This window comes from Agrobacterium larrymoorei, assembly GCF_005145045.1.
GTDB lineage: Bacteria > Pseudomonadota > Alphaproteobacteria > Rhizobiales > Rhizobiaceae > Agrobacterium > Agrobacterium larrymoorei.
In genome coordinates this window covers 385832-396698 of sequence record NZ_CP039693.1, presented here as the reverse complement: position 1 = coordinate 396698, position 10867 = coordinate 385832, and the positions used below count along the sequence as shown (strand labels likewise).

Genomic DNA, 10867 nt, shown 5'->3' with positions numbered 1-10867 from the left:
AATTCCCTCTTGGCGGGCATCCACCGGTTTGCCGACCTTTGCTCGCTAAGGGTACATCATGATTCGGGCGCTCCGTCCAGTATTTACGGTTTGCACGCGTTGAAACCACCAAGATTGCTGTTGAAGGGAGAATCGGTAAAGATCGTTAACCATTCTGAAACACATCGATGATCGCTTCTCGCGATCTCCAGATATGCGGACTGGGAGCGGTATGGATTTGACACTATACCAGCACAAGGCGCTTGAAGCTCAATATTGGCATGTATCCGGCTTGATACTCATTTCGGAATCACTATTTCATCGGCCGAATAGAGGATTTGACTGGCCGTTCTAGTGGTTTGCCAAATCCAGACGGGGTCAGGATATCGGTCCACTCATCCCTTAAATGATCGCAGCACAATCCTGCCGTTCGGTCACCTGCTCATTAATGGCCAACCCGGGCGCTCAGCATTATTGGAAAAGACGAACAAACGCGTGGAGCGCTTCATTCAACTTTCCGAACATCAGTGAGGGAGACATCTTCCTGAACGCAGAAATGATTTTATCTTTTGCCCAAACATAATAATCTTACCCGAAAGGTAAGTAGCAACCTAGATGAAAAACCATCGGCCTAAGGCAGCGTCAATCCTTGGTCCAAGGCGCTCCAACTACTAAACTGCCACTCCGCGCATTCCTGATCTTGGCATTGCCGAGGTGGTGCGCAAGCATTTGCGACGCCTCGAAGCGAAGACCCTTCTTAAGCTTGTCCAGAATATCGAAATGCTCGTTACTCTGAACGCGCTCGTGCTCGCGGTTTAGTGTTTGGCGGTACTCAATCAGTCTTCGTAACTGGTTCTGGCGCTCTATCGTCCCAAGCAGGAAGCGGTTTCCAGACATCTCGGCTAGGCCTTCATGGAACTGTGCGTCGATTTCGAAAAATTCAATCTGGTTAAGAGTTTCCCATGCCCCGTCGCGCACCATAGCCTGCTGCTGATGCAGCCTGTCAAGGATTGCCTCATCTAATTTGAACGAGTCGTTGATGAGCCCCGCAGGCTCCAACATCTGCCGCAGCTCACAGGATTCGCGATAAGCGTCACCCGAGTCGATCAGCTGTATAAAGCACCAGCCGCGACCTTCGCGGCGCTCTATCCAGCCTTCGGTTGCAATCCGCATAAGAATTCGTCTCAGGCGGGCGCGCGAAACATCATAGCGCCGCATCAGTTCCGGCTCCGATACCGTGCGTGCAATATTGCCGACAAGCCGATCATAGGCAATCGTCAGGTAGATCCCTTCATCATCGCTGGACGCATGCTGCTCGACCGCCGGCGGCTCGGAGACGACATTCCCAAGGAAAAAACCGCGGTTAGGAACCTGCTGAACGTAGCCATCCGCGATCAACAAAGCCAGCGCCGCGCGGATAGGGCCGCGCGATGTTCCTAACAGATCGGCCAGTGATACTTCGGTCAAATGATGCCCGGCCTGCAAACCATTAGTCCTGACATATCGAAGTATCTTGGAGGCTAGCGCCCTGTGCAGCTGATTTGCCATTGTCCACCTTGTTGACCAGTTCTTTTGATACAGTAATTCACGATACCGGCGCCAGATGTCTGTCAATTGAAAAAGGCGGCTTTTTTGTTCCAGCCAAGATAGTCTCTCGCCTATCTTTTGATCTGGAGACGACTGATCGTGCCTCCTGCATCGTCTGTATCTGCAATCACCAAAGCATACCCTCGGGACCACATGCCATTTCTAGCCCGCTATCCGCTCTGCCCGTTTATGCCAGTTTAGACTAACATCTAGCCGGCGCTTCCACCTTGATGCTGCCAAGCGCGTTATTGGGGCTGCCACAAATCGTTATCGGCTCCACGGTCCTCTTGTCGGAACCATGCTGGGTTACTCACTCGGCGGCGTCGCCGAAATGAGCCTGATCGCCCTTACCCTTGGAATAGAAGTGCCCTTCGTGGTGTTCCACCACATTGTGCGCGTTCTGCTGGTGTTGGCAGGATCCGCTGCGATTTTTGCGCTGGGAAATCGTGCCAAGCCGAAGTGACGTGTCAGCAAGCGACCTCAGTCTCTGAGCAACGGCAACAAATCTCGCCCCTGCCTCTCGATCTCCGCCAGATAAGGCGTGTCGGACAGGATGAAATGTGTAATCCCGAGGTCGCGATATTTCTTCAACGAAGAGGCCACGTCCTCTGCCGAACCCACCAGCCAGGTCGTACCCGCGCCGCCGCCGCCGAAGCGGCCGGGGGCGGTGTAGAGATTGTCATCGAGGACATCGCCCTGTTTTTGCAGGTCGAACAGCCTCTGTTGGCCAACGGCGATGGATTGCAGGTGGTCGTTCCAGCGTGCGCCGCTGCCTTTTGCCATTTCCGCGACCTTGTTTTCCGCATCTCTCCAAGCCTCAGCGGTTGAGCTGCGCACAAGCGTCGTGATGCGCAGTCCGAATTCGAGAGGGGGCAGATCGCGATCCAGTTGGTTGCTCAAAGTTTTGAGCCGCTCGATCCGTTCCTGAACAGCCTTCAGCGGCTCACCCCAGAACAGTTGTACATCCGCTTCCGTTGCTGCCACTTGCTCAGCCGCTTCGGAGGCGCCGCCGAAATAGAGTTTTGGGTGAAGCCTTTCACCATGAGCTCGAATGCGTGGCTGCGCGGTTGAGTTGGAAACCCGGAAATGCTCGCCCTCGAAACTGACATTCTCTTCGGTCCAAAGCCTCCGGGTCAGCCGTATGAATTCTTTCGTGCGGGCATAACGCTGGGCCTGGTCGCCCTCGCTGTCGCCATAGGCCGCTAGGTCATCGCGCCCGGACACGATATTGATGCGCAGACGTCCCCCCGAAAGCTGATCGAGCGTTGCCGCAGCAGAGGCAAAATGAGCGGGTTGCCAGTAACCGGGGCGAATTGCCGCAAGTGCCTCGAAGCTCGTGGTCTGCGCTGCAATGGCAGTCGCAACGGTAAACGTGTCCGGTCGGCCCCAGCCCGTCCCGATCAAAGCGCCTTTCCAGCCATTCTGCTCAAGGGCCCTGGCGTGCGCAGTCAGCGTTGCAAGACTATTATGGTCTGCGGAGGCCGTATCGCCACGGTGCCCCGCCTTCGTATCATTCGGAATGTACCAGAGAAATTCGCTCGTTCCGGTCATGCTGATCCCAGCCGAACAGCTCGCTTCAAAGTCACGGCAATATTGTCAGATAGTCCGTTCACGCAGTCTTCCTTCACTTCCGGCAAGCCAGACGCCTAGCTCCATGAAAGCATGTCAAAGAGCTGGGAGCAGGACCAAGCAGTGCGACCCAAATTACCGCTTCCAAAGAGAAGAGAATTTGCGTGGCGCCTCCGTCAGAAGAAAAATCGACTAGATCAGTAGAGAATTAGCAGGCCATGTTTGCGGACAGTGAATTCATGCCCGCGCATGACGCTGCAAGATGTTGGTGGATGATATCGTGTCCTTGATGTCGTCCAGCGGGCCTTCCAGTGCAGTGCGGGGTAAAACCAGTTGAGGCTGGACAATCTTGACGACCGGCTCGCCCGGACCCGCATCCAGCAGTTCAAAGCCTCGCTCAAGCATTTCGGCCATATCAGGCTTGATCATATAGACGGAGAAGGGGAGGAAAGAGGCGAAGGGGTCGTAGTCGAAACAGCCGACGACGATATCGCCGAAGGCCTCTCCATCATGACGGCCCATGAAGCGCAGTAGTCCCTCGAAGTTGATCGAAGAGTTGACGAAGAAACAGCGCGGTAGACGGCCCTTCCGCTCGTAGAATTTTTCGAAGGCCAGTTCCGTCATTTTTGGAGAGTAGCCGGTGATTTCGATATCGTCATCAGCCGGTACGCCGAAGTGCTTTTCCTTGACGGCGTGAAACCCGGCTATGCGGTCGCGGCTCGCATGGTCATCATGCCCGCCGAACAGGATGACGTCGTCCGGCATCAGGTCTCCGCTTCGGCTTGCATGCGCAAGAATTGCGCTCGTCAGCACCTCTGCGCCTTGGCGATTGTCGGAAATGACCGAAGAGGCCAGCTTGCCTGGAAGATCGATGTTGACATGGGGAAGGGCCGAGCGTGCGCAGACCTGATGAACCCCATCTGGATCGCTGGCCCCCGCAATGAACAGTGCATCAACGGAATAGGCGATCAACGTTTCCACCGTTTTACGCTCCTCCTCCGGGTCTCTTCTGCCGGAAACGACCATCGGTGAAAGCCCACGTTTGCGCGCATGTGCTTCGAATGTCTGGGCCATGGAAGAGAAAAAGCGGTTCTCATAAATCGGCACCAGAAGCCCCACGAGGCCCGACTTGGAGCTGCGCAGACCGCGCGCCTGCAGATTGGCGGTGTATCGCTGCGCCTTGGCGAGCGAAAGAATCTTGGCCGCCGTCTCCTCGGAAATCCGCCTTTTGCGCCATGAACCATTGAGAACCGCGCTCACCGTCGATGCCGAAGCACCGGACATGACCGACAGGTCGTAAATCGTGGCTTTCTTTGCGCTTTGGTCCGACATCTGCATTCTCCCAGTGATTCTCATTGATAGAGCAGTGATCCTCTTGACGAAAGAGATTTGCGTGATATCGTGATTGCACCATCGATTGTGCAGATAAGCAATATCGATTGTGCGTCGATGGTTGCTATGGGAGTGGCAAGGGAGCGTTTCGCAAAGACGAGACGAGGATTTGAAACGCGTCGGTTTTCCGACCGGGCAAATCCGATTGCCGAGTTGTTGAGGAGGAACATTCATGAAGAGAATTATTGCAGCAGCTGTTGGATTGTCGCTCGCCTTGCTCGCGTCTACCGCATGGGCCGAAGGTCCAAAGGTCGGCGTGGTCGTCAAGATTGGCGGCATTCCATGGTTCAATGCCATGGAAGCAGGCATCAAGGAGCAAAGCTCCAAATTGGGTGTCAACGGCTTCATGGTAGGCCCGACGAGCGCAGACCCTGCGCTTCAGGTTCGCGCCATCGAGGACCTTATCGCGCAGAAGGTCGACTTCATCGGTGTCGTGCCGAATGATGCGAAGGTTCTGGAGCCGGTTTTGAAGAAGGCGCAAGCCGCGGGTATCAAGGTCATCACCCATGAATCGCCAAAGCAGCAGGGCGCCGACTGGGATTTCGAACTGGCATCCGCCAAAGGCTTCGGTGAAGCGCATGGCAAGCTTCTTGCCGAAAAGATGGGTGGCAAGGGCCGTTACGCCGTCTTCGTCGGCTCGCTCACCGTCCCGCTCCATAATGCATGGGCAGATGCAGCAATTGCCTATATCAAGGCCAACTATCCCGACATGAAGCTGGTGGGCGACCGCTACGGCGTGGCCGAAGATCTCGACAAGAGCCGATCGACAGCACTCGATCTCATGTCCGCCAATCAGGATCTGAAGGGCTTCCTGGCATTCGGTTCGCAGGGTCCGATTGGTGCCGGTCGCGCTGTCGAAGAACGCCGAAAGGACGGCAAGGTTTTTGTCATCGGCCCGTTCTCACCGGGTCAGGGCGCAAAGCTCATCAAGTCCGGCGCGCTGACGGGTGGTTTCATGTGGAATCCGAAGCAGGCCGGTGAGGTGTTCATCACGCTTGCGGATCGTATTGCCAAGGGCCAAGTGCCGAAGGCAGGAGACGATATCGAAGGTCTCGGCAAGATCGATCCAGATGGGAATACCATCGTTGTGGATCAGCTTCTGAAGATCGACAAGGAAAGCATCGACAAGCTGGTTTCCATGGGCCTCTAATTCCTCCCCAGGGCCACGGCGTCGCGTGAAACATGCGAGTTTACGCGACGCCGACTTCGACAAAGCATGAATATGACTGACGCCCGCACTACCTGCGGCGCGACTGGAGAGATGTGCCGTTATGAGCGAAGAACCGCTCCTGTCCCTAAAGAACATCAATGTCACGTTCGGCGGCGTTCGGGCATTGAAGAACGTGTCCTTCGAGGTCAATCCCGGCGAGGTGCATTGCCTTGCAGGCGAAAACGGCTGCGGCAAAAGCACCCTGATCAAGGTCATTACCGGCGTCTACAAACCGGCGGACGGGGCTGAACTCTATTTCGACGGCAAGCCGATCACGGCGATGACGCCAGCACTCGCGCAGTCTCTCGGCATTCAGGTCATCTGGCAGGATCTTGCGCTTTTCGACGAGATGTCTGTTGCCGAGAATATCGGCTTTCAACATGCGGTAAACGGCAAATACGGATTGGTCGACAAGCGCGCAATCCGTCAGGCTGCGGAAAAGGCGCTGGCCCGGCTGGGTGTCGAAATAGACATAGACAGGCCGCTCAAGGAGTTGCCCATTGCACAACGGCAGATCGTTGCCATTGCCCGCGCGCTGGTCGGCGAGGCGCGCATCGTGTTCATGGATGAACCAACCGCGTCACTCACGCAATCGGAAGCGGATTATCTGGTCGATATCGTCCGTCATCTTTCAGCGTCCGGCGTGGCAGTCGTCTTCGTATCTCACCGTCTGGCCGAAGTTCTGGAGATTTCGCACCGGATCACGGTGTTGCGCGATGGCGCTCTTGTCGGCGTTTTCCCGGTAGAGGGCATGACCCAGTCGCGCGTTACGGAACTGATGACGGGTCGTAACTTCGATAGTGCCATCATCGCGACCGACCATGACGATCGTCCCGTCGTACTTTCCGTGCGGGAACTGACGCGAGCGGGCGAGTTTCAGGATATTTCATTCGATCTACGCAAGGGCGAGACGCTCGGCATCACCGGCCTCCTGGGTGCGGGTCGCACAGAGCTTGCGCTCACCCTTTTTGGTATGCACCGCCCGCAATCGGGAGAAATTCTGATCGAAGGCGAGCCGGTCGATTTCCGCTCGAACCGGGATGCCATTCGCGAAGGCGTCGCCTATCTCTCGGAGGACCGTCTGTCGCTCGGGCTGAACCAGCCGCAATCCATTGCCGATAATCTGGTCATGGCATCGCTCGATCGCATCTTGTCCGGCGGCTTGATTTCGCCAACGAAGAAAGCCGATGTGGTGTCGCACTGGATCCGCGCGCTGGGCGTCAAGATCGGCCTGCCGGACGATCCGATCCGCACGCTGTCCGGCGGCAACCAGCAGCGTATTGCAATTGCAAAATGGCTGGCAATCGGCCCGAAAATCCTGATCCTCGACGCGCCGACGGTCGGTGTGGATGTCGGCGCGCGCGCCGGCATTTTTGAAATCGTCCGCAAGCTTGCTGCGGAAGGGCTTTCCATCATCGTGATCTCGGATGAGCCCCCGGAGGTCTACTTCAATACGGACCGGATCATTCACATGGTCGAAGGGCGCTTCCAGGCAACCTACGACCCGCGGCACATCTCTCTGACGGAATTGGAGGCCGCCATCTATGCGTAGGCTGATCCTGGGAAATACCACCGAGTTCACGCTGTTCCTCGTCACGATCCTGCTCTGTGCAAGCCTTTCGTTTGGTACGGACCGTTTTCTCACCGTCTCAAACGCTTTCGACGTTTTGAACGTGTCGGCAGTCAACATCATCTTTGCAGTAGGATTGCTCGTCGTACTGATCTCAGGCGGCATCGATATATCCTTCGCCGTAGCCGCCTCGGTGGTTCAATATGTCACGGTTCTGGCTTTGAGCGCGCTCGGCGGCGGCAATTGGGCCGAGGGCTTCATCATTGCTGGCGCGGTCGGCATCGGGCTTGGTCTCATCAATGCCTTTCTCGTTTGGCGGCTTCGGATCATCTCCATCGTTGCCACCATCTCTACCTTCAATATCTTCTTTGGCCTGCTGATGTTCTTCACCAAGGGCGTATCGATCTACGATCTACCTGACTGGCTTTCCACACGCGTCGTCTTTTACGAGCGCGAGATGGCGGACGGATCGTGGGTGGAACTCACCCTTCCGGTCGTCGTCATGATCCTCTGCTGTATCGCCACATGGTTCATGATTTCGCGAACCACGATTGGCCGGCAGCTCTATGCCTTCGGTGACAATCCCGAAGGTGCGCGCCGCTTCGGCATCAATATCGGCGCCATGCACTACATCTCCTTTGGTTGGCTCGGGCTGATGGCGGGGATCGCCGGGTTAATGCAGGCGCATTATGCGCAGGAAGTGGTGCCGAACGCGCTTTACGGGCGAGAACTGGATGTGCTGGCAGCCACCGTGCTGGGCGGCGCCCGGCTTGGCGGCGGCAAAGGTTCGGTCATCGGCTGCGTGCTCGGTATGCTTCTGGTCTCCATCACCCAGAACGGCCTCAACCTGATGGGCGTGTCGCCTTTCGCATTCAAGATGATCGTCGGGGCCATCATTCTCGTCGCGATCACGCTTTCCTCCGCTCGGCTCGATAAGCTTCTGCCATCCGCAATGAAGCGTTCTATAAGACAGGGGAGCACGCGCTCATGACGTCTGCCATTCGTAAGTTCAACGCCACTTTCGGCCCGGATATGGCCGGTCCGGTCATCGCCTTCATCGCGGTCATACTCGTCTTCGGACTTTCGGCGGACAACTTTATTTCGATGGGCACATTCGGCTCCGTCGCCTTCCAGCTTCCTGAACTCGGTCTGCTAACGCTGGCGATGCTTCTGCCGCTTTTGACCGGCGGCATCAATCTCTCCGTCACTTTTGCCGCCAACCTTTCCGGCCTTGCAGCAGCATGGGTGTTGCAGGCCCATGGCGGGGTCGATGCGCCGCCCAGCAGTTTCTTTTTCGCATGTCTTGCAGCACTCACAGTCGGTGGCGCCGCCGGGGCCATGACCGGCGCCGCAATCGCCTATACCAGCGCGCACCCCATTCTCGTCACGCTGTCGATGATGATTTTCCTGCGCGGTCTCGGAGAATTTTTGACGAGGGGCGGCGATGTTTCGGGCTTCCCGAGCTATATGGCGCCCATCGGTCATGGATCGTTTTTCGGGCTGCCTATTCCACTTCTCATCTTCATCGTCTGCGTTGCTCTGTGGCAATTGCTCTTGACGCGCAGCAAGCTGGGCTTCGGGCTGTTGATGATCGGTTCGAACATAGAGGCCGCCCGCTATTCCGGCCTCAACACCCGCAAAATTCAAATCCTTGTCTACACACTCTCCGGGCTCATGTGCGCAGTTGCGGGCATCATCATGCTGGCGCGCTTCAACTCGGTGCGCGTGGGCCATGGTGAATCCTATCTGCTGATCACCGTGCTGGCGGCGTTTCTCGGTGGCATCAACCCGTTCGGCGGTTTCGGACGCGTCCTGCCCGTCTTCGTCGCACTGATCGTGTTGCAGCTTCTCTCCTCCGGGCTGAACCTGCTTGGCGCCAATCAGCATCTCGCCACCGCTTTGTGGGGCGTGCTGATGATCGTGGTGATGGCCGCCCGCACAATCGTTTCAAACTATACCGCATACCGCAGAAAGAAGGCCTGACGTGCAAGGATTTGGTGTTCATGCAATGATGTGGTCCACCGTGTGGGACCACGCCGGGGCCGAGCGCGCAATCGCCGGAGCCGCCCATTACAATCAGGATTTCATCGAAATTCCGCTGATCGATATCGCATCCGTCGATGCGCAGCGTAGCCGGGCGCTTTTGGAAAAACATCGCCTGAATGCCACTTGCTCGCTGTTCTTGCCCGAACATGCCTGGGCCTCGATAAGGCCCGATGCTGCAATCGACCATCTCAAGGCAGCACTGGACAAAGCGAGCGAGATGGGTGCGCAAGCACTGACAGGCGTCACTTTCGGCGGCACGAATGAGCGCACCGGACAAAGGCCGACCCAGGGCGAATACGATAATCTGACCTATGCGCTGACTGCCGCGGCAAAGCATGCCAAGTCGCTAGGGCTCCAGTTCGGCATCGAGGCGGTCAATCGCTACGAAAACCACCTGATCAATTCTGCCGAGCAGGCGGTTGGACTGGTGGAGCGGATCGGCATGGACAACGTCTTCGTCCATCTGGACACCTTCCATATGAATATGGAGGAGAAAGGCATCGCCAATGGCATCATCGCTGCGCGCGACCACCTGAAATACATGCACATGTCCGAAAGCGACCGCGGCACGCCGGGCTTCGGCAATGTGGCTTGGGATGCGCTGTTTGCGGCACTTTCTGGAATAGAATTCAAAGGACTGCTGGTTCTCGAAAGCTTTGCGAGAATGCCGGTCGAAATGGCAGGCGCGATCTCGACCTGGCGTCCCGTTACCCGCGATGCGGATGAGACTCTGGATCAGGGGCTGGCCTTTCTGCGCAGCAAGGCCGACCAATATCGGCTTTTTTCTAACGCCGCATCCATTCGAGAATTGCCGTGACCACTTTAGACGAAAACGCACATACCATCGCTAATCTGACCTTGGATCGCTTTGAGAAACAGGGGAGGCGGATCATCATCGCGATTGCCGGGGCACCGGGATCGGGCAAATCGACAATCGCCGAACGCGTGGTCGAGCATCTGAACTCGGCGCAGGATATTTCCGCCGCGCTCTTTCCCATGGATGGGTATCATTACGACGATGCCGTGCTGGAAGAGATGAACAGGCTCCCGTTCAAGGGTGCTATCGATACATTCGATGCGCACGGGCTACGCCACATGCTGGAACGCCTGAAGGCCAATGAAGACGATGTCATTGCCGTGCCCGTCTTCGACCGCGCACTCGAAATCGCCCGGGCAGGCGGCCGCCTGATCCCCCGATCCATCGATATCATCGTCTGTGAAGGCAACTATCTGCTTGCGGGGCAAGCTCCGTGGGATCGGCTAAAGCCCATTTTCGATCTCACGATCTTTGTCGACGTGAACGAGGACGACTTAAGGCGACGGCTTCAGGATCGCTGGCGAAGCTTCGGTCTCTCGAAAGAGGAGATCACAGGCAAAGTCGAGAACAACGATCTGCCGAACGGCCTGTTGATCGGCAGGATCAGCACCGAACCGGACCTTCGGGTGAGGAACCCTGACAATACACCCGCTGAGACTGCCAACTGACGGCCCTTAGCATTCCTACCAATCGAAAG

The 10867-nt window shown here is 56.8% G+C and carries 10 protein-coding genes; 7 read left to right on the top strand and 3 right to left on the bottom strand.

What is annotated here, in order from left to right:
• Nucleotides 1-621 precede the first annotated feature (621 nt).
• A complete protein-coding gene (locus CFBP5473_RS22950; RefSeq protein WP_051441168.1) occupies nt 622-1527 on the bottom strand; it encodes a GntR family transcriptional regulator in 906 nt (301 codons plus the stop codon).
• A 337-nt stretch (nt 1528-1864) separates the two neighbouring features.
• Between CFBP5473_RS22950 and CFBP5473_RS22945 the strand changes: the two genes are divergently transcribed.
• Nucleotides 1865-2029, top strand: a complete 165-nt coding sequence (locus CFBP5473_RS22945; protein ID WP_084631480.1) for an AbrB family transcriptional regulator — start codon at nt 1865-1867, stop codon at nt 2027-2029.
• A 17-nt stretch (nt 2030-2046) separates the two neighbouring features.
• On the opposite strand, the gene CFBP5473_RS22940 is transcribed toward CFBP5473_RS22945, so the two are convergent.
• Entirely contained in the window at nt 2047-3117 is a 1071-nt protein-coding gene (locus tag CFBP5473_RS22940) for an LLM class flavin-dependent oxidoreductase (protein WP_027674186.1), read from the bottom strand.
• A 255-nt stretch (nt 3118-3372) separates the two neighbouring features.
• Complete coding sequence (locus tag CFBP5473_RS22935; RefSeq protein ID WP_027674187.1) at nt 3373-4467, bottom strand: LacI family DNA-binding transcriptional regulator; 1095 nt, start codon at nt 4465-4467, stop codon at nt 3373-3375.
• Nucleotides 4468-4699: 232 nt separating this feature from the next.
• Between CFBP5473_RS22935 and CFBP5473_RS22930 the strand changes: the two genes are divergently transcribed.
• The 6 genes from CFBP5473_RS22930 (at nt 4700) to CFBP5473_RS22905 (ending at nt 10838) form a co-directional block, all read left to right on the top strand.
• Entirely contained in the window at nt 4700-5677 is a 978-nt protein-coding gene (locus CFBP5473_RS22930) for a substrate-binding domain-containing protein (protein WP_027674188.1), read from the top strand.
• A 121-nt stretch (nt 5678-5798) separates the two neighbouring features.
• Complete coding sequence (locus CFBP5473_RS22925) at nt 5799-7289, top strand: sugar ABC transporter ATP-binding protein (protein WP_027674189.1); 1491 nt, start codon at nt 5799-5801, stop codon at nt 7287-7289.
• A complete protein-coding gene (locus CFBP5473_RS22920; protein WP_027674190.1) occupies nt 7282-8298 on the top strand; it encodes an ABC transporter permease in 1017 nt (338 codons plus the stop codon). Before CFBP5473_RS22925 ends, CFBP5473_RS22920 begins: the two co-directional genes overlap by 8 nt.
• Nucleotides 8295-9290: an ABC transporter permease gene (locus CFBP5473_RS22915; protein WP_027674191.1), complete on the top strand. Its 996-nt coding sequence runs from the start codon at nt 8295-8297 to the stop codon at nt 9288-9290. Before CFBP5473_RS22920 ends, CFBP5473_RS22915 begins: the two co-directional genes overlap by 4 nt.
• Before the next feature lies 1 nt (nt 9291).
• Nucleotides 9292-10170, top strand: coding sequence for a sugar phosphate isomerase/epimerase family protein (locus tag CFBP5473_RS22910; protein WP_027674192.1), 879 nt, complete (start codon nt 9292-9294; stop codon nt 10168-10170).
• Nucleotides 10167-10838 carry a nucleoside triphosphate hydrolase gene (locus tag CFBP5473_RS22905; protein ID WP_027674193.1) on the top strand — a complete coding sequence of 224 codons (672 nt, stop codon included), beginning with the start codon at nt 10167-10169 and terminating at the stop codon, nt 10836-10838. The genes CFBP5473_RS22910 and CFBP5473_RS22905 overlap by 4 nt, the downstream gene beginning before the upstream one ends.
• The last annotated feature ends 29 nt before the right edge of the window (nt 10839-10867 follow it).

Coding starts and splice junctions, on each gene's coding strand:
- CFBP5473_RS22950 (WP_051441168.1), bottom strand. CDS start 1,527: ATGGCAAATCAGCTGCACAGGGCGCTAGCCTCCAAGATACTTCGATAT.
- CFBP5473_RS22945 (WP_084631480.1), top strand. CDS start 1,865: ATGCTGGGTTACTCACTCGGCGGCGTCGCCGAAATGAGCCTGATCGCC.
- CFBP5473_RS22940 (WP_027674186.1), bottom strand. CDS start 3,117: ATGACCGGAACGAGCGAATTTCTCTGGTACATTCCGAATGATACGAAG.
- CFBP5473_RS22935 (WP_027674187.1), bottom strand. CDS start 4,467: ATGTCGGACCAAAGCGCAAAGAAAGCCACGATTTACGACCTGTCGGTC.
- CFBP5473_RS22930 (WP_027674188.1), top strand. CDS start 4,700: ATGAAGAGAATTATTGCAGCAGCTGTTGGATTGTCGCTCGCCTTGCTC.
- CFBP5473_RS22925 (WP_027674189.1), top strand. CDS start 5,799: ATGAGCGAAGAACCGCTCCTGTCCCTAAAGAACATCAATGTCACGTTC.
- CFBP5473_RS22920 (WP_027674190.1), top strand. CDS start 7,282: ATGCGTAGGCTGATCCTGGGAAATACCACCGAGTTCACGCTGTTCCTC.
- CFBP5473_RS22915 (WP_027674191.1), top strand. CDS start 8,295: ATGACGTCTGCCATTCGTAAGTTCAACGCCACTTTCGGCCCGGATATG.